Origin of the sequence: Treponema socranskii subsp. buccale (assembly GCF_024181585.1) — a bacterium.
GTDB classification, from domain to species: Bacteria; Spirochaetota; Spirochaetia; order Treponematales; family Treponemataceae; genus Treponema_D; species Treponema_D buccale.
In genome coordinates, this window is sequence record NZ_CP054258.1 from 51,728 (window position 1) to 69,005 (window position 17,278).

At 48.5% G+C, this 17,278-nt stretch carries 17 protein-coding genes and 1 pseudogene; 6 read left to right on the forward strand and 12 right to left on the reverse strand.

All coding sequences use genetic code 11. From position 1 onward, the window contains the following. Nucleotides 1-207: 207 nt before the first annotated feature. From HRI97_RS00250 to HRI97_RS12600, 5 genes are all read right to left on the reverse strand, one after another. Nucleotides 208-954 carry an alpha/beta hydrolase gene (locus HRI97_RS00250; RefSeq protein ID WP_253725923.1) on the reverse strand — a complete coding sequence of 249 codons (747 nt, stop codon included), beginning with the start codon at nucleotides 952-954 and terminating at the stop codon, nucleotides 208-210. 29 nt (nucleotides 955-983) lie between these two features. Then, on the reverse strand, nucleotides 984-1,235 hold the full coding sequence (locus HRI97_RS00255) for a type 1 glutamine amidotransferase family protein (RefSeq protein ID WP_253725925.1): 252 nt from the start codon (nucleotides 1,233-1,235) through the stop codon (nucleotides 984-986). A 167-nt stretch (nucleotides 1,236-1,402) separates the two neighbouring features. Beyond that, nucleotides 1,403-2,230, reverse strand: a complete 828-nt coding sequence (locus tag HRI97_RS00260; RefSeq protein WP_253725926.1) for an EFR1 family ferrodoxin — start codon at nucleotides 2,228-2,230, stop codon at nucleotides 1,403-1,405. A gap of 82 nt (nucleotides 2,231-2,312) precedes the next feature. After that, nucleotides 2,313-2,732: an ATP-binding cassette domain-containing protein gene (locus HRI97_RS12595; RefSeq protein WP_366794189.1), complete on the reverse strand. Its 420-nt coding sequence runs from the start codon at nucleotides 2,730-2,732 to the stop codon at nucleotides 2,313-2,315. Next, nucleotides 2,717-3,145, reverse strand: a complete 429-nt coding sequence (locus HRI97_RS12600) for an ATP-binding cassette domain-containing protein (RefSeq protein WP_366794191.1) — start codon at nucleotides 3,143-3,145, stop codon at nucleotides 2,717-2,719. Before HRI97_RS12600 ends, HRI97_RS12595 begins: the two co-directional genes overlap by 16 nt. A gap of 214 nt (nucleotides 3,146-3,359) precedes the next feature. Here HRI97_RS12600 and HRI97_RS00270 point away from each other — a divergent pair, with 214 nt between their 5' ends. Next, nucleotides 3,360-4,412 (forward strand): formylglycine-generating enzyme family protein, encoded by a 1,053-nt coding sequence (locus tag HRI97_RS00270; RefSeq protein WP_253725927.1) that lies wholly within the window; start codon nucleotides 3,360-3,362, stop codon nucleotides 4,410-4,412. A gap of 191 nt (nucleotides 4,413-4,603) precedes the next feature. Continuing rightward, a pseudogene (locus HRI97_RS00275) lies at nucleotides 4,604-4,732 on the forward strand (SUMF1/EgtB/PvdO family nonheme iron enzyme); the annotation flags it as partial. A gap of 53 nt (nucleotides 4,733-4,785) precedes the next feature. Here the strand turns inward: HRI97_RS00275 and HRI97_RS00280 are convergent. The 7 genes from HRI97_RS00280 to HRI97_RS00310 all read right to left on the reverse strand — a co-directional run bounded on the left by HRI97_RS00280 (nucleotide 4,786) and on the right by HRI97_RS00310 (nucleotide 14,131). Next, nucleotides 4,786-5,310: a methyltransferase family protein gene (locus HRI97_RS00280; RefSeq protein WP_253725928.1), complete on the reverse strand. Its 525-nt coding sequence runs from the start codon at nucleotides 5,308-5,310 to the stop codon at nucleotides 4,786-4,788. Beyond that, nucleotides 5,300-7,018 carry an ABC transporter ATP-binding protein gene (locus tag HRI97_RS00285; protein ID WP_253725929.1) on the reverse strand — a complete coding sequence of 573 codons (1,719 nt, stop codon included), beginning with the start codon at nucleotides 7,016-7,018 and terminating at the stop codon, nucleotides 5,300-5,302. The genes HRI97_RS00280 and HRI97_RS00285 overlap by 11 nt, the downstream gene beginning before the upstream one ends. Before the next feature lie 2 nt (nucleotides 7,019-7,020). Next, nucleotides 7,021-8,757, reverse strand: coding sequence for an ABC transporter ATP-binding protein (locus HRI97_RS00290; RefSeq protein WP_253725931.1), 1,737 nt, complete (start codon nucleotides 8,755-8,757; stop codon nucleotides 7,021-7,023). Nucleotides 8,758-8,836: 79 nt separating this feature from the next. Further along, entirely contained in the window at nucleotides 8,837-10,600 is a 1,764-nt protein-coding gene (locus HRI97_RS00295) for an ABC transporter ATP-binding protein (RefSeq protein ID WP_253725932.1), read from the reverse strand. 206 nt (nucleotides 10,601-10,806) lie between these two features. Then, complete coding sequence (locus tag HRI97_RS00300) at nucleotides 10,807-12,264, reverse strand: MATE family efflux transporter (RefSeq protein ID WP_253725933.1); 1,458 nt, start codon at nucleotides 12,262-12,264, stop codon at nucleotides 10,807-10,809. Between the two features lie 51 nt (nucleotides 12,265-12,315). Continuing rightward, nucleotides 12,316-13,035: a TetR/AcrR family transcriptional regulator gene (locus tag HRI97_RS00305; protein WP_253725934.1), complete on the reverse strand. Its 720-nt coding sequence runs from the start codon at nucleotides 13,033-13,035 to the stop codon at nucleotides 12,316-12,318. 250 nt (nucleotides 13,036-13,285) lie between these two features. Further along, nucleotides 13,286-14,131, reverse strand: a complete 846-nt coding sequence (locus HRI97_RS00310; protein ID WP_180487462.1) for a phosphohydrolase — start codon at nucleotides 14,129-14,131, stop codon at nucleotides 13,286-13,288. A gap of 200 nt (nucleotides 14,132-14,331) precedes the next feature. Here HRI97_RS00310 and HRI97_RS00315 point away from each other — a divergent pair, with 200 nt between their 5' ends. From HRI97_RS00315 to HRI97_RS00330, 4 genes are all read left to right on the forward strand, one after another. Then, a complete protein-coding gene (locus tag HRI97_RS00315) occupies nucleotides 14,332-15,291 on the forward strand; it encodes a DMT family transporter (RefSeq protein ID WP_253725935.1) in 960 nt (319 codons plus the stop codon). 142 nt (nucleotides 15,292-15,433) lie between these two features. Then, nucleotides 15,434-15,976 carry a methylated-DNA--[protein]-cysteine S-methyltransferase gene (locus HRI97_RS00320; RefSeq protein ID WP_253725936.1) on the forward strand — a complete coding sequence of 181 codons (543 nt, stop codon included), beginning with the start codon at nucleotides 15,434-15,436 and terminating at the stop codon, nucleotides 15,974-15,976. Beyond that, on the forward strand, nucleotides 15,973-17,043 hold the full coding sequence (locus tag HRI97_RS00325; protein WP_253725937.1) for an endo alpha-1,4 polygalactosaminidase: 1,071 nt from the start codon (nucleotides 15,973-15,975) through the stop codon (nucleotides 17,041-17,043). Before HRI97_RS00320 ends, HRI97_RS00325 begins: the two co-directional genes overlap by 4 nt. Nucleotides 17,044-17,061: 18 nt before the next feature. Beyond that, complete coding sequence (locus HRI97_RS00330; RefSeq protein ID WP_180487696.1) at nucleotides 17,062-17,277, forward strand: SlyX family protein; 216 nt, start codon at nucleotides 17,062-17,064, stop codon at nucleotides 17,275-17,277. Nucleotide 17,278: the final 1 nt, after the last annotated feature.

Sequence of the window (17,278 nt, forward strand, 5' to 3'; positions counted from 1 at the left end):
CCGTGGAGCCGTGCCGAAGGCAGCGACCGGAGCGGAGCGAGGACGCCGCGCGTGAGCAAGCGGCGGAAGGGCGGATGGCAAAAAGGTTTCGTCCCGGTAAAAAAACCGATGAAACTGCTTCGGATATGACGCGGGATTTAAATTGTTAATTTGTAAATTGTATGCTCGTTTGAACCGATATCATCGCATTATCGGTTATCAATTTATTCAAACCTTCCGCTTCATGCGCTCTTCAAGCATCGCAAGGTATGCCTTTTTTTCCGCTGCCATATACTGACAGTGCCCGTACCCTTTATGCAGTGCGATATGCACAAAAGGGTAGCGGCACAAAATCGTCTTTGCTTGCCGTGCATCTATTTCTTTACTGCCGAATTCAAAATACATACGCTGCTGCACATCTTTCGGATACGGATAAAAATCGAAGCGGCTGCATGCCGCTATGATATTTCGCAGGCTTTTTTCACCCATGCTTTCAAACGTGCTTCCCATTACTTCGCCCGCTTCACCGAACAATGCGGTCATTTTCTTTTGAGCAAACCCCTTGCATTTTCGCGCCTTTTTCCATTTACTTAAAAAGACGGCGGTATACACAAAGCGCAAAAAGCGGGCATTTTTGTATACCGGCGCACCGTCCAAAACAATGCATTTCCAGTGTATGTCGTCATCCTTCAACAGCTCCAGCGCAATCCGCGCTCCCAGGGAAATGCCGAACGTCAATGCGATATCCGTATAGCCTTTTTCTTTCAAATAGCAAAGGATTTGCGCAGCTTCGTTTTCGGCGGAAACAAACTCACTCGAAGACGCTTGCCCGTGAGCCGACAAATCCGGCGCAATAATACAGTACCGATCGCTTAGCGGCGCAAACAGCTTTGCCGCAAAGGCACCGGTCAGCAACATCGGGTGCAAAACCAGTATTTTTTCCGCCTCAATGTTTCCGTATTCGTGTATAACCATATCTCCTGTTCTCCCGCAAATAATAATTTTTACCACGTGTTGAGCCGTGCGTCGCGTTCTTTAAAAAAAGAATCGAAACCCGCTTTTTTGACGCGTTCCATTGCATAGGCCGCGTTTCCGACGCCGGGAAACATAAGGCACGAAGCATTTTCAAGATTTTTCGGCGTATCCGAAATCACGTATTCGATGCGCAAAAAATCCGGCGCGTGCCGCACGCTTTGTATGTTGCCGGCTTTATAATCGACGATTCCAATCGTAGCGCATTGTACTTTGCAGCGCACGCCGTGTCAATTGTCCGGGCGGAAATTCCCATACCCGGAAAAGCCGTAAGTAAAAGATGCTTTTAGTTCAAAACCTGCACAAGATAGGTGCCGGTGAAGCTTATCCGATTCGCACGATTTCTTCGCCTGTGCCGCATGCGACGATTTTTCCGCCGGCCGCTCTCCGATTAGAAAAAACGGGATTTGTGCTTTCTTTTATTTATACTATGTAAACCTGATTTGACTAGTATATTTTTAGGATGGGCTTCTCTTGCCCCCGTCGGGCATATTTTAACACATGCCATGCACACAATACATTCATTTTTATCGGTTGTCATATCCGCACGTATACAACTTTTAGGACATACTTTTACACATTCGGAACAGTGAATACATTTTTCGTTATCTGTATGCGGAATAGTAAACATCCTTTTCCCGGTATGTACCGGTTTTTTATCTGCGACAAAATTTATAATTTTATCAAACACAGTTGTCCTATTATAAAGATGCCGTGTTTCCGTATGTAATAATCTGTTTCTTACAGTCTTTCCGAATAGTACCGCTTTTTGTAAATCATCATTATCGGGTCTGCCTTTCGCAACCGGAATATCTTTACCGGAATATGAATGCTCCCCGACAAATTCACCGTACCCGAGCAGCTTTCCGTTACCCTTTTGTATTATAGATATCATTTCTCCGGTAGCAAACATCGGTGATGCATTACCGTATAGTGTGATTGCAATTATACATTTTCCTTGAAAATCCAAATGCTTTAGGCAGTTTCTGAATTCCTTATATAAAAACCCTCCGTATGTCGGAGCGCCCACGATTATCAAATCCGCATCTGCGAAACTTACATCTTGTGTTTTTTCTCTATTGTCCCGTTTAGTCAAATCCGTAGAACATATTATGTCCCCGTCAATTCCTTTAACAATATAATCAATGACTTTTTTCGTTGTTCCCGTAGGTGAGAAATAAATAACGGCAAGTTTAATTTTATCCGCAGACATATTCATTGCAGGCGATTATAACACATCGGCATAAAACTTTCAGTCATTGCCGATTTCCCATTACCCTCTAATTATCAATTACAAATTATTAAACCTTCCACTCGATGCCTTTTTGAAAGTTGTCACACATACTTGCGTACAAGCCCTTCCGTGCGAGCAGTTCGGCATGCGTCCCCGTTTCGGCAAGCGTGCCCTCATCGATGACACAGATTTTATCGGCGTTAACGACCGAAGAGAGGCGGTGGGCGATCATAATGACGGTTTTGTCTTTGTGCAGCACGTCGAATGTCTTTTTTATTTTGTATTCGTTTTCGGCGTCGGCAAAGGCTGTCGCTTCGTCAAGTACGATAATCGGTGCGTCCTGCAGCAGGGCACGGGCAATGGCAAGCCGCTGTGCTTCTCCGCCTGAAAGAGAAACCGGGTGCCGCGAACGGAGCGCCGACAAATGCAGCGCACCAAGAGCCGCTTCGACCGATTCCGCTTTTACCGCTTTCAGCCGAAAGAACATTCGGCTTCGACGCTTTCCGCAAAAAGCTGGTAATTCACATCCTGCATCACCATATATGCGCGCTTCAGACGCTCTTTCGGTTTAAGCGCGTTTCCGTTCCATAGAAAACTGCCGGCCGTTTCTTTGTGCAAGCCGCACAGTGCGCGTACAAAGGTTGTTTTTCCGGTACCGTTTGCGCCCGTAATTGCGATAATTTCGCCTGCGCGGGCGGAAAAAGAAAGGTTTTGCAAAACAAGCTTTTTTTTGCGGTACAGCGAAACATTCTTCACCTCCAGTTCAAGCCGCTCGTGTGCCCCTTGAGCCGATGTATGAGCTGCTTTGTCCGGCGCGGATGCTGTCCTGTTTTGTACGGCCGCCGTATCAAGCGCGCAATCGGGCCGCACTTCGCTCAAATCTGGTGCCCGTAAGCCCATGCGATGCCGCCTTCCGGAACTAAGCGATTTAAAGTCGCCAGGCGTAAAAATACCGGCGATTTCGCTTTTCTCCATATATAGATTCTGTCCGCAATTCCGGTTAAATAATAAAGGCGGTGTTCGGCAACGATAACCGTTTTTCCCTGCGCTTTGATATTCCGTTGCTTTTTGTTATTATATACCCTATAATTACACATATGGAGGAGGTTTTCGTATGAAAATGAAGGAAAAGAGCGGCAAGCTCTTAGGTTTAGGTGCAGCAGCGTTGCTGCTTGCTGCGTTGGTACTTTTTACCGCCTGCCCCAACAGCGCAGGAGGCGGCGGCCCCGTAACTCCCGATGTAGGTTCTGTTGAAGACACAGGCGACGGCTTTGTAAAAATAATACCTCCGACAACAGGCATTGTAGGCGTTGACCCTGACTACACCTTACCCGGAACTCAGGCTTATTGGGAAGGTGTATTTATTAAAGACCGGAAGGTAAAATTAAGCCCCTACAAGCTGGGCAAAACAGAGGTAACGTACGAGGTATGGCACGAGGTACTGACATGGGCAGAAAGTAATGGCTACGCCTTTGCAAATAAGGGAAAAGAAGGCAGCGACGGAACCGAAGGAGCCGCTCCCACAGAAGCAGGAAAAAAAGAGCCTGTAACGACTATAAACTGGCGGGACTGCATTGTGTGGTGTAATGCGTATACAGCAAAGACGATGGGCGAGGGAGAATGCGTATACCGCAAAAGCAAAACCGATATTGCGGTATTAAAAAATGCGACTGATACAGCTGCTTGCGATGCCGCTTATGCCGATATGAGTAAAAAAGGCTACCGCCTTCCTACCGAAGCCGAGTGGGAATATGCAGCCCGCTGGCAGGGAAGCAATACTGAAAATGCGGAACAATACGGCGATGTATACCTTACCAAATTAAACAGTGCAAGCGGAGCCAAAGATAAATGGGATACGGCTGAAACAGGAGAGGTTGCATGGTATAGAGGTAATTCAGACAATAAAACTCATCCTGTAGGAAAAAAGCGGGCAAATGCACTTGGCTTACACGATATGAGCGGGAATGTCTGGGAATGGTGTTTTGATTGGTACGGCGATATAGCGGCTAACACAGTTACCGATCCTCAAGGTGCCGCGTCAGGCTTTTACCGCGTCCATCGCGGCGGCGGTTGGAACGACTACAACTGCACTGTAGGCGCACGGTCCGGCAGCAGTCCTGGCAACGAGGACGACTATCTTGGCTTCCGCCTGGCTTGGTGCCCTTGAGTTCACACATTTGTGCGTAGGCGGGTAAGCAGTGGAGGGCGCAGCGTAAGCAGCCCGTAACGGCGCACCTGCCAAAGCACAAATGCGTAGATGCGGTGCAGGAAATTTTTGAAAATAAGAATGACCTGCATTGTGTTAGCCGCTTTAGCGGCTCGAAAATTTTTTGGTTAAAAACGGTATGGACCTTATAAGGTGCCGTGTCAGGCTCTAACCGCGTCAAACGCGGCGGCAGTTGGAACAACAACGCGAACAACTGCACTGTAGGCAAACGGAACAACAACAGTCCTGACAACAGGAACAACAATCTTGGCTTCCGCCTGCTTTCGATTTTCCGTCCGATTTTCCGATGCCCGTTTTTTTGTTTCATTCATATTCATCCTCTTTTCCACGGAATAAAGCGGTTGACCCGTTTGCAATATGCACCATATTCATCGCCGAAGCGTTCGGCAAGCCATTTTTCTTCCGTCAATTTCATAAACACGGTAAGGTACAGCCAAAAAAGCGGCGGCAAAATCAATACGTACCGATTCCGGCAAAACAGCAGTGCGCCGGTACAAATAAATAAAAATGCCGAATAAATGGGATTGCGCACAAGGGCATATACGCCGTCGGTTGCAAGCCGGTTCGATTTTATCTTGATGTCGATGCGCGCACCGAATACCGCGGCGCACCACAGTGCAATGCCGCCTGCAATGCACAGGATGCCGGCAATGACAAAAAGAATTGCAGTTCGCGTGCCGTTCACATTTCCGCCGGTAAGCATATCGAATTTGACAAGTGCAATGCCCGCGGCTGTGAGCGCAATCATAATCGCAATGCACACCGGTCCGACGCCCATCACCGGAAGATGTTCTTTCGGAGCAGGCGGTAAAATTTTATCCTTCCGTTTAATAAACATATGTCTCCGTCAAACCCGACTTTTCAATCATGTCGCGGTAGAGCGGTGAGGCTTTTAGGAGTTCAGCGTGTTTGCCTTCCGCATCGATTTTGCCCTTATTCATGACGATAATTTTGTCGGCGTTTTCGATCGACTTTAAGCGGTGCGAAATGATAATCACCGTTTTGCCCTTTATGAGCGTGTTGAGGCTTTCCTGAATTTTCATTTCGTTTTCCACATCGAGCGAAGCGCTGATTTCGTCAAGGATTATAATCGGCGCGTTTTTCAAAAGTGCACGTGCAATGGAAAGACGTTGCCGCTCTCCGCCGGAAAGCCTGCTGCCGTTTTCACCGATAACCGTATTGTAGCCGTCCGGCAGCGCTTCGATAAACTCGGTACAGTTTGCAAGGCGGGCGGCGGCAATAACGTCGTCGTCGCTTGCGTTTTTATTTCCGACCCGGATGTTTTCCATAATCGACGTATTAAAAAGTCCTACATCCTGAAACACAATCGAAATTTTATCGAAGAGGCTGTCGGTGTCGATCTTTGCAATGTCTTTGCCGTCGATGAGGATCTGTCCCTTATCGTAGTCGTAGAGACGGGATGCAAGCCGGAGCACGGTTGTCTTTCCGCAGCCGGACGGACCGACAAGCGCGGTAACCTGATTCTGTTCGGCGGTAAACGAAATACCGTCAATAATCTTTTGCCCCTTGTTATACGAAAATTCGACGTTTTCAAATTGAATGCCGTAATGCCGCAACGAAGCGGGCTCGCCTTCCTGCGTTTTTGTTTCGCGCAGCTCGTTAATGCGTTTAACGCGCGAATCGATATACATCAACTCGGCAAGGTTTGCTTCAACGCCTGCAACCGCGTCGGTAACGCGCGAGGCTGCGATAATATAGCCGATAAGATACAAAAGCGGCGCCGTTCCTGCCAAATACATTTTTAGTCCGAAAAATACGGTAACGCCGATGGAAAACTTTAAAAACAGCAGTGCGATGTTAAGCGGGATCGCTTGATGCGCTTCCACAACCAAATGCAGTTTTTCCGCTTCGTCGACATTGCGATTCAATTTTGCTGCAACCGTATCCGTGAGCCCGTAGCTTTTAATTTCCTGTTGCAGCTCTATCGTCTCCTGAAAAAATTCCGAACGCTCACGCTGTTTATGAAAATCCCGCGTCGTTTCCCGTATTTGAATTTTTTTCGACAAGATTAACAGAATAAAACTGATGATAATCGGTACAAATACGCATAAACCCAATCCCGGATGAGCGGCAATCATCATCGCGCCGATTATAATCAAATACAGCACAAGGCCGATTGTTTGCGGAATTGCGTGACTGAGCGCATGCTCGATTGCGGCGACATCGGTCATCACCGTTTGCGACAAATCGGAAACATCGTGCTTCGAAAAATACGCAAGCGGCAGGGCTTTGAGCCGGTCTGCAATATTCACGCGCAGTTCCGTGCATTCTTTGAACGTCGCCGTGTAGAGCGTGTTGTAATTGATATGAACAAGCACATACATCACCAGCGCAAGGGCGGCAATAATACCGATATAAAATCCCGCCGGCCGCAGCGTTCCCTCAAAGTATCCCTGCAGGAAAAACATCGTTAAAAACATCGGTAAAATAAACGAGATATCCGCAAGCATCGACCATACCGACGCCGTAACTATTCCTTTTGCACCCGATTCGGTAACCCCGAACCATTTTTGTAATTTATTCATTCTTAGACTCTCCACTCATTTGCTTGAGAATACAGCTTTTGCAGCCGGCTGTACTTTCCGCCTTTTTGCATAAGCTCGGCGTCGCTGCCGCGCTCGACGATGTTTCCGTCTTCGACAACCAAAATTTCATCGACATTTTTAATCGAGCTGAGGCGGTGCGCAATCATAATAACCGTTTTGTTTTTCATCAAATTGGAAAAGGCCTGCTGAATTTCGTATTCGTTTTCGGGGTCGGCGGCCGCGGAGGCTTCGTCCAAAATGATGATATCCGCGTTTTTCAAAATAGCGCGGGCGATCGCAACACGCTGAATTTCTCCGCCGGATAAGTGCACGCCTTTTGAACCGACAACCGTTTTTTCACGTTCGGGGAATTTTGCCAAAATGTCTTCGCAGCGGGCAAGCCGAAGCGCATTCATCACTTCTTCATCGCTTGCATGTTTATTACCCATTTTGACATTTTCAAAAATGCTCGTTTTAAAAAGCTTCGACGTTTGAAACACAAAGGCGATACTGTGCATGAGCGCATTTTTTGAATATGAAGAAATATCCTTTCCGCCGATTAAAACGTTGCCTGAATTTATTTTGTAAAAACCGGAAATAAGTTTTGCAATGGTTGATTTTCCGCCGCCGGACGAACCGACCAGCGCGTAGGTTTTGTTCGGCTCCAACATAAAGCTCACGTCTTTTAAAATCTTTTCGTCGGTATAGCCGAACGAAACGTTTTTAAATTCGATTCCGAAGTTGTCAAACTTTTCTTCCGTACCGTGTTCGAGATTGTCTTTTTCCATGTCTGCAAAAAGATTTTCGAGCTTATCCACAACGCTTTTTGCCTGAAAGTTGTACATTCCGACATACATAACGCGCATAAACGCCGAAAAAAGAATGCCGGCAATGCACACAAAAAAGACGATTTTTGCAATGATGAGATTTCCGTCCGCGCCCTTATTCATAAAATAAACAGCGGCGGGAATGGTAAATACCGCGAACAGGTTAAACAGCACTTGAAACATCACATACGGAGAACGGCAGCTGAGCGTGTACTTGTATGCCAAATCGGAATAGCCGGTAATCGCTTCGTAAAACGCCTTAAAGGATTCGACGGTGCTTTTAAAGATTTTTACAATCTGCATGCCGCGCACATATTCGACAGCTTCCGCATTCATCCGCTCCAACGCCGCTTGATACTTCTGCATAAAGTTTTTATTGCCCATCATAAACATCATCTGTACACCGCCGATAAGCGCAACACCGAGGAGCAAAAAACCGAGCTTTACATCGACCGCAAAGACGATGATAAACATAAAAATCGGCGTAAACAATGCGGAAATATTATCGGGAATTAAATGCGCAACCAGCATATGCGTTTCCTGCGCGTTGTCGTCTATGAGCTTGCGAATTTTTCCCGACGGGTTCATGTCAAAAAACGCAAATGAAGCGTTCATTAAATGTTTGATTGCGGTTTTGCGCAAATTCGATTCAAGCCGAAAGCCGAGCACGTGCGACGCCCACAAAGCGCCGAAGTACACAATCGAATAGCCCGCCAACAGCGAGACAATCACCGTCGCGTACATCGAGCCGTCCGTAACGTTTTTGGTAACCAAAAGCGCGTACAAAAACTTCCATAAAAACCAAAATGCCCCCATCTGAGAAGCGACGCCCAGCACGGCGCATAACGCCGAAATATACACGCAGTGCATTTTTTCCGGCGTATATTTAAACAATCTTTTATATGTGTCCATTCAGACCTCCTGATCCGGCTAATTGATAATCGGAAACGTTTCGTGTAATTAAAATGATATACCCTCTAATTAATAATTATTACGCCGACCACTGCTCGCTTTCCCGCTGCAGCCGATACATCTGCCGATAAATGCCGTTCTTTTCCATCAGTTCTGCGTGGGTACCGGTCTCGGCAATCATACCCTTGTTGAGTACGATGATTTTGTCGGCATTTTCGACGGTGCGCAGGCGGTGAGCGATGACGATAACGGTTTTGCCCTTTATAAGTGTGCCGATAGCATGTTGGATGAGCGTTTCGTTTTCAGGGTCGAGGGCGGCGGTCGCCTCATCAAAAAGGATGATCGGCGCGTCCTTTAAAAGGGCACGGGCAATGGAAAGCCGCTGGCGTTCACCGCCCGAAAGGGTATAACCGTTTTCGCCGATTTCCGTATCGTAGCCTTGCGGCAGCTTTTCGATGAATGAATCGCACCGGGCGGCTTTTGCGGCGGCAAGCACTTGTTCTTTTGTCGCGTTTCGGTTGCCGATTAAGATATTGTTGTATACCGTGTCGTTAAAAAGTACGACGTCCTGAAACACAATCGAAAAGGCTGCGAGCAGGGTTTCCGGATCTACCGTAGAAACATCGACGCCGCCGACGCTCACCGTGCCCGATGAAGCGTCCCAAAAGCGAGCCGCCAAGCGTGCAATCGTGGATTTACCGCAGCCCGAGTGCCCGACGAGGGCGGTAATTTCGCCCTGCTTTGCGGTAAAGTCGATTCCGCTTACCGTGTTTTCTTCGGTATCGCTGTCCGCATCTTTGCCGTTCGGTTCATTATATGAGAATGAAACATTATCGTAGCGGATGTCGTAACCGTTGGGCTTAAAACTTTCGCTTCCCGTCTGTTTGGGATAGTTGACAATCGCCTGTTTGCGCTCAACGGCAATCAGCATTAAAAAGAATTCGCCGAGCATCATAAACACCGTCGTCAGCGGATCGAAAATGCGGCAGGAAACGAGCAAAAAGACAATATACGTCAACAGTTCGATTCTTCCCTGCGACAAGAGGTACGCGCCGTATGAAATCACCAGCGGAAAGCCGAAGCGGACAATCGCCGCCGAACCGAAAATAAACGCTCCGCCCGCTGCTTCCGCTTTGAGCGTTATGTACGTTGACTCGGTAATATCGTCTTTGAGCTTTTGTACATACGCCGCTTTTTTATCGGAGGATTTCAGCACTTTGATATTGTCGATCATCTGCTGAAGGGAATCGTAGATCAAATCTTTTTGCGCAAACGCTTGCTTTGCTTTTTTATCCAGCACTGATCGAGCGGCAACGATGATAAAAAATCCTGCAAAGGCGAAGATAAAAAGCGCAATCGTCATCCGCCAATCCAAAAACGCCAAAAGAGCCGCGGCAATCAAAATCGAAATGATGCCGCCGAACAGCTCCGGCACGGCGTGCGAAAGCGATTCTTCAATCAGAGTAACGTCGTTCAAAAGCGTCGAAGTCAGATACGATAAATCCCGCCTGCCGAAATACGACAGCGGGAGTTTCCGAAGCGATTCGGCAAGCGAAATACGTACGTTCGCCGCTTCTTCATACGCACCGTTATATGTCTTGCCGTATTTTAATTTTTCGAGAATAAACAACACGGCAATCATCGCGAGAGCGGCCGCCGACACCGCCCATACATTCGGCACTTGAAAACCTTGTTGCATAATGCGCGCCAAAAAATAGCGCAGCACATACAGCGAAAGCCCCAATGGAACCATCAAAAACAAATTGATAATAGTGCCGAACGTAATCGCCGAACGCAAATTCCGCGTCCCCGCGTCAGACAACGCAAAAAATCTTTGTAGCATAATTTCTCCGGATAGACGTTCCCTGTAATTAGCCTAAGCTAACATAACATCGTTATAATACAGAGCGCAAAGAAATTTGTCAAGGAAAAAAGCGGCAAACTGCCGAAGTTCTTAAAAACAAAACCGAAAATCGTATCAACGGTACGATGCCTCCTCGTGTGTTCCTATAGGCAAATCGAAAACGGTGCACCGGGTCGCAAAAGCAATTACCCTTCCCACTTGGTAAGGCCCGTGCGCAGCAAGCGGAATTCGCGTTTGAGCAATATGAGGATGGGAAGCGCCGTCGTCAATTCGATCAAAAAGGTACCGTAATACACGCCTGCAACTCCGGTAAAGATCGGCAAAATAAGCATGACCGGAACGTATAACACAATTTGCTGTAAAATACCGATGATTGACGCGATGTGCCCCTTAGTGATTACCGGAAAAAACGCAAGCGTCAAAAAGCTGAGCGGCATGACGGGTAGCAGGGCCATGTAGAGCCTGAAGTTCAATATATCGGATGCGCTCAGGGAAGGATTTTTCATCATAATCGATACGGCGCTTTCGGGAAAGATAAGCATGCACACCCAAAACGGTATAATGAGCGCAAGCGCCGCCGCCAAAAAGCATTTGAAGCCCGCGATAACCCGATCGGTTTTTGCCGCCCCGAAATTGATTCCGATAATCGGAGGCAGGGCAATCATAAGTCCCGAAAGCGGCTGCACGACAAAGCTGAAAAGGCGCGTAACGACGCCGTAAAACGCTATATCGGCTTCGCCGCCGTAGGCACTCAGCACATTCAAAACAAGCACGCTTTGCACGCCCATCATAATCTGCATAATAAAGGCGGACAGTCCCATACCGGAAATTTTTGCGATAATATTTTTGTCGAAACGGAATGCAAAGGTTTGTCGGAGCGGACCGAATTCGCCGGCGAGCGGTTTACGTAAAAAGTACGCGATGCCGATAAACGATTGCAGAGCCATGCCGATATTCGTTCCCAATGCGGCTCCGCGGATGCCCATGCCGAAAATCACCATCAAAATATAATTCGCACACGCGTTGCACAAAAGACCGCACGCCATAATCAGCGCTCCGGTTTTCATCTTACCTTCCGAGCGGATAAGCGCATTGGAAGCGATTGCGTAAATCCAAAACGGAGCGCCGTAGAGCAAAGTCCGATAGTATGTTTCGCCGAGTGCCAAAGCCTCGCCGCGTCCTCCCATCAAAAAAACGATGCGGTGCGAAAATGCAAAACCGATGCACATCAAAAAGAGCGCGCTCATAAGCATGAGCGTATTCATATTACCCAAGAGTTTTTTTTGAATGTCCCTGTCGCCGGCTCCGATCGCAATGCTCAAAAGAGAGCCCGCACCCGTTCCGCACAAAAGGGCAAAGCCGATCAACGCAAGCAGGGGCGGAAGAACTACGGAAATACCGGCGAGCGCTTCCGGCCCTACAAGGCGGCCTACAAAGATGCCGTCGAGCACATTGTTCGCGCCCAAAAGCGCCATGGCGACTACGGCCGGCCATGAAAAATCGAAGATAAGCTTCCACAAACCGTCATTTAAAATACGCTGTTTTTGTTTTTCATCGTTCATAACAATCCATTGTGCAGTAACGGGAACAACTGTCAAGCAGATAAAAACCGTAAAATACAATTCTTTATATGCAAAAATCAAACAGTATGTTTATCCTATACTGCGTATAAGTAAAGCGTAAAACACAAATTTTCATTTTCCAATGGGGCGATTTTCGCACAAAATTTTCCGCCAGCCGGCTTCGTAAAACTCGTCGAGTACGGCGACGTACTTGAGCGCTTTTTCGTAGGGAATATCCAAGCGGACGGTTTCGAACAGGCAGTTCCAAAAGCTTTTATCGATCGCCGAATACAGGCGCAAGTCTATGTCGGAATGCGGTATGTTTCCGCGGTCTTTGAGCGACGACAAAGCGCGCACATCGGCTTTGTACGTATCTTCCATCATGAGCGAAAAAAAATCGGCATAGCGGGTGCCGGCCGAACCGCACACGAGCAGCTTTACCGCGCGGTAATGTTCATACACAAAGTCGATCGTTTTTTTGCGGCTTTCAAAACGGAAGGCGCGCCGCTTTTTTATGTCGGGCGGCATCGTAAAAAAAGTGTCGTACATTGCGCGATGGTTTGCCAAAAGAGCATTGTATACGTCTTTTACGAGCGCGTCGAAAAGCGCTTCTTTATTTTTAAAATGAAAATACAGAGAGCCGGTCGTAACGCCGGCAAGTTTCGCAACCTCCCGCATCGAACTTTTCGCCCAGCCCTTTTGCAAAAATTCGGAAGCGGCGCAGTGCAAAATGCGCTCTTTGGAATTCGGCGCTTTTGTCTTTGTATGCTCCGATGCTTGTTCCGATTGCGACGGCGATTTCGAATGCGCTTTCGTTTTTCCGAGTTCGGATTTTGCTGCGTTTGCTTTCATATCGATTGTAAGCAACGCTAATATGTTTTTATCGCTTTGTCAATGTTTTGCAGTTTGTGTTTTCGCACCGCACTGTTTGTGCAATATGCCTGCACATAAAGCGTCCGCGCTGCGATACGCCTACGCCGCCGTGGAGCCGTGCCGAAGGCAGCGACCGGAGCGGAGCGAGGACGCCGCGCGTGAGCAAGCGGCGGAAAGGCGGATGGCAAAAAGGTTTCGTCCGAAAGCAACGTCTCCGAAACCTGCGCGCTTATAAATATTGTTTCATCGCTTCGCCTTCGACGCCGGCGAGCAGTTCGATGTAGGGTTTTGCGGGGCTTGCGTTTATCTTTTGCAGCAGCACTTCTTCGATTTGGAAAAAGCCGACTTCCGCCGACATGTATATTTGAATGCGCACGGGTTTTTCGCTGCCCGCGCCGATTTCGACGCGTTCGATCGAGTTCGCCGAATACTTATGGATATCGCCGATCGTCGGAGCGTTGTCGAGCCCGAGGGGAATACGCGCTCTGCCCTTTGTCATATCGCAGCCGTCGGCGATGAGGATGATGCCGGCTTCGAGCGAATGGATTTTGTGCGTACCCATGTGGCCGACGATGCCTTCCATCGCGAGCGAGCGGACGGTTACGCGCCGTACGAGGTTTTCGCCGCCGGGAATGAATTTGTTGAGCAGCCGTTCGATGACGGGGAGCGCGAGAAAAACGCTGTACAATTCGTGATCCTGCCGGCCGATCGACATACCGAAATCGTGCAAAAACGAAGCGAATATGACGGCGGTCAAACTGTCGGCAAAAGTGCCCGCTTTTTCTTTTTGCAAACTTAACTGTACGCCCGCTTTGTACAATATCTCCGTCATTTTGATCGCGTTGTGCGTAACCGTGCGCATGTGTACCGGCCCGTGATCGTTGTAGCCGAGCCGTACGATCGAAACGTTGTTGGCATAATTTTGTACCGCTTCGATTTCCTGGTCGCGCATGAGCGCTTTTGCGACGGTGAGCGGTAAACCGTCTTTTTCCGGCGTAAGCGCGATCAGCTTTTCAAGCGCGGATATGATTTTTTTATCGACCGAAATTTCTTTCGGCGATCGTTCGGTTTTCATGATGTTGCTCCTGTTATAAGTACGATATCTATTGTAAACGGAATGCGTAAAAACGTCACGTGCTGTGCGCGGTTTTGTGCGGCGCGGTGCGCGGTCACTTTGCGCACGGCAATCGGTACGCTGTACAATCGGTGTCTAATCTGCGCGCGGCAATCGGTACACTGTGTGAAAAAAACAGGCGAATGTGCTATACTTCCGTCATGTTTGAAAATCGCGGATCTCAAAAATCGAAATCGCTTACCGGCTTTTTTTGCGCCGCTTTTTCGATCTTCGTATGGGGTATCACTTTTGTCTGCACGAAATCGCTTTTAAAAGATTTTTCCGCACTCGAAATTCTCGTTATCCGGTTTTTATTCGCATATGCCATGCTGTGGATTCTCTGCCCGCATCCGCTCAAGCTTGAACGTAAAAAAGACGAACGGCTTTTCGTTGCAGCCGGTTTAAGCGGCGTCGCGGTATATCAATTTCTCGAAAATATCGCGATCATGTTTTCATCGGCATCGAACGTAAGCGTCATCGTTTCGATCTGCCCGATTTTCGCCGCAATCATTGCGCAGATTTTTTTGCATGAAAAACACGTCACGCCTTTTTTTATCGCAGGTTTTATCATCGCGATTTCAGGTGTCGCGCTCGTAAGCTTTAACGGAGCGGCGGAATTCCACTTAAAACCGAAAGGCGATCTGCTCGCGCTCGGTTCCGCAGTTTCATGGGGATTTTATACGCTCTTCGTCACGAAGATCAACGCGCTGCGTCTTAACAAATTGGCGGTCGTACGGCGCATATTTTTTTATGCGCTCATCTTTATGGCGCCGCTCGTACTCTTCGGCGCATTGTCTCCGCTTGCAAAAAACCATAATAATTTTTTTGTAAGCTTCGATGCGGCCGTCAATACGGCCCGATTCGCAAAACCGCTCAACTGGGTTAACCTGCTCTTTCTCGGCGTCGCCGCGTCCGCGCTCTGCTTTGCCGCGTGGAACACCGCATGCGATAAGCTCGGCGCCGTCCGCGCGACCGTCGGCATCTATTTGATTCCCGTTGTAACGATCGTGTTTGCGTATTTCGTACTCGGTGAGCGGATCACCGCATTGAGCACAGCGGGCGTCCTGCTTACGATTTGCGGACTTGTGCTGTCGAATAAAAAAACGAAAAGGCAAATGTAACAGGCTTCCGAAAGGCAAATGAAGTAAGGATCGCATCACGGGGTAAAACTAAAAACAGTATTTTCGCTTCAATAACGAATTTCCGCGCACGGTTTACCGATTCTTCCGCTTATAGTATACTCTTTTCCGGCTCAGGAGCAGTATGATATACACGGCATCTTATTCGTCGCCGCTCGGCGATATGCTTTTAGCGGTAAAGGACGGAGCGCTCGTCGGACTGTGGTTCGAAGGGCAAAAATATTACGGCGCGGCGATTTCGGAGGCGGTGCCGAAAGACGACGATAAAACATCGGTCAAAGTAAAACGTTGGCTCGATCGATATTTTGCGGGGAAAAGACCGGATGCGGCTGAACTCGCGCTCGCTCCGGCAGGAAGCGATTTTCGGCAGGCGGTGTGGGCCGTCCTCCGAAAGATTCCGTACGGTAAAACGATTTCCTACGGCGATATCGCCCGAACGCTTGCAAAACGCAAAGGGTTTGGGCAGGTATCGGCGCGCGCGGTCGGAGGAGCGGTTGCGCATAATCCCGTTTCCGTAATCATACCGTGCCACAGAGTCGTCGGATCGGACGGAAAGCTGACCGGTTATGCCGGCGGTATCGATAAAAAAATAAAACTTCTTGAGCTGGAAGGTGTCGATGTGAAACTTTTTAAAGATGTCCGGCGCACTTCCGACGGAGCTTTATGAAACAAAACGACAAAAGACGATGTACAATTTTAATAATTATTAATTTCATGTTTGCCGCGGCTGTTTTTTGCAGCGACAATTCACCCGGTACCGCACACGATGTGCCGCCGCGTTACCGCGAAGAAATGCGCTCTTTTATTAAAAAAATATCCGCCTATGCAAAGGCGCAAAATCCGCACTTTGTCGTCATTCCGCAAAACGGGCAGACGGTCGCGTGGGACAGCGATGCCCCCGCCGACGAAAACGGAGTGCCGCTTACGGAAGCCGATGCTTCGTACATGGATGCGATCGACGGATGCGGCCGCGAAGATACGTTTTACGGCGAAAGGGGAGCGGGCAAAGCGACATCTTCGAAGGCGTCCGCATATTTTGTCGGTACGTGCAAAAAATTTTCGGAAAAAGGTAAGACCGTCTTTTCGATCGATTACTGTTCTTCCCGAGCCGCGATCGCCGACTCTTACGCGAAAAACGCCGCAGCGGGTTTTATCGGTTTTGCCGCGCCCGACAGAAATCTCGCCCTTATTCCGGAACAAAGCGGATACGGGCGAGAGTATTATCCGTACCGCAAAAATCGAAACGACGTGACGAAACTTTCCGACGCGAAAAATTTTTTATTTTTGCTCGGCATGTCTTCAGGCGATGCGGACGGAAGTGCGCTCATCGAAAAAATACGGGCGACGGATTACGACGCCGTGATCATGGACGCCTTTGTAGACGGCGGAGATGTGCCGTTTTCCCGTGCGGCTGTCGAATCGATTAAGAAAAAAGCTTCAGGCGGCGCGCGCTTTGTCATCGCGTATATGAGTATCGGCGAAGCGGAAGACTATCGCCGGTATTGGGATGAGCGCTGGATACGCGGAAAAAAATTGACAAAAAATGCGCCTGTGTGGCTCGACAAATTGAATCCCGATTGGAAAGGAAATTACAAAGTACGATACTGGAACGAAGATTGGCAAACTATCATCTGCGGCGGCGAGGATTCATATATTCAAAAAATTATCGATGCGGGATTCGACGGCGTTTACCTCGACATCGTCGATGCATACGAATATTTCGAAGAGCGGTAAACCGCATCTTACAAGGAGTTGTCTACGGATATTGAAATCGAAAAGCGCATCGTCGCGCTCGAAACGAAACTTGTCTATCTCGAAGATTTTGTAAATCAGCTGCAGGGCGTTTCCGTCGTTCACACGAAATCGATCGACGGGATTACGGCGCAGTGCAAAGCGATGTCGGAAAAACTGCGCGAATTGGCCGATGCGGCAGAAGAAATTCCCAACCGCATACCGCCGCATTATTAAT

Bases quoted from the DNA above. Each gene is read 5' to 3' on its own strand.
- HRI97_RS00315 (WP_253725935.1), top strand. From the start codon at position 14,332: ATGTTTGAAAATCGCGGATCTCAAAAATCGAAATCGCTTACCGGCTTT.
- HRI97_RS00320 (WP_253725936.1), top strand. From the start codon at position 15,434: ATGATATACACGGCATCTTATTCGTCGCCGCTCGGCGATATGCTTTTA.
- HRI97_RS00260 (WP_253725926.1), bottom strand. From the start codon at position 2,230: ATGAATATGTCTGCGGATAAAATTAAACTTGCCGTTATTTATTTCTCA.
- HRI97_RS00285 (WP_253725929.1), bottom strand. From the start codon at position 7,018: ATGAATAAATTACAAAAATGGTTCGGGGTTACCGAATCGGGTGCAAAA.
- HRI97_RS00310 (WP_180487462.1), bottom strand. From the start codon at position 14,131: ATGAAAACCGAACGATCGCCGAAAGAAATTTCGGTCGATAAAAAAATC.
- HRI97_RS00250 (WP_253725923.1), bottom strand. From the start codon at position 954: ATGGTTATACACGAATACGGAAACATTGAGGCGGAAAAAATACTGGTT.
- HRI97_RS00325 (WP_253725937.1), top strand. From the start codon at position 15,973: ATGAAACAAAACGACAAAAGACGATGTACAATTTTAATAATTATTAAT.
- HRI97_RS00280 (WP_253725928.1), bottom strand. From the start codon at position 5,310: ATGTTTATTAAACGGAAGGATAAAATTTTACCGCCTGCTCCGAAAGAA.
- HRI97_RS00270 (WP_253725927.1), top strand. From the start codon at position 3,360: ATGAAAATGAAGGAAAAGAGCGGCAAGCTCTTAGGTTTAGGTGCAGCA.
- HRI97_RS12600 (WP_366794191.1), bottom strand. From the start codon at position 3,145: ATGGGCTTACGGGCACCAGATTTGAGCGAAGTGCGGCCCGATTGCGCG.
- HRI97_RS00295 (WP_253725932.1), bottom strand. From the start codon at position 10,600: ATGCTACAAAGATTTTTTGCGTTGTCTGACGCGGGGACGCGGAATTTG.
- HRI97_RS00290 (WP_253725931.1), bottom strand. From the start codon at position 8,757: ATGGACACATATAAAAGATTGTTTAAATATACGCCGGAAAAAATGCAC.
- HRI97_RS00305 (WP_253725934.1), bottom strand. From the start codon at position 13,035: ATGAAAGCAAACGCAGCAAAATCCGAACTCGGAAAAACGAAAGCGCAT.
- HRI97_RS12595 (WP_366794189.1), bottom strand. From the start codon at position 2,732: ATGTTCTTTCGGCTGAAAGCGGTAAAAGCGGAATCGGTCGAAGCGGCT.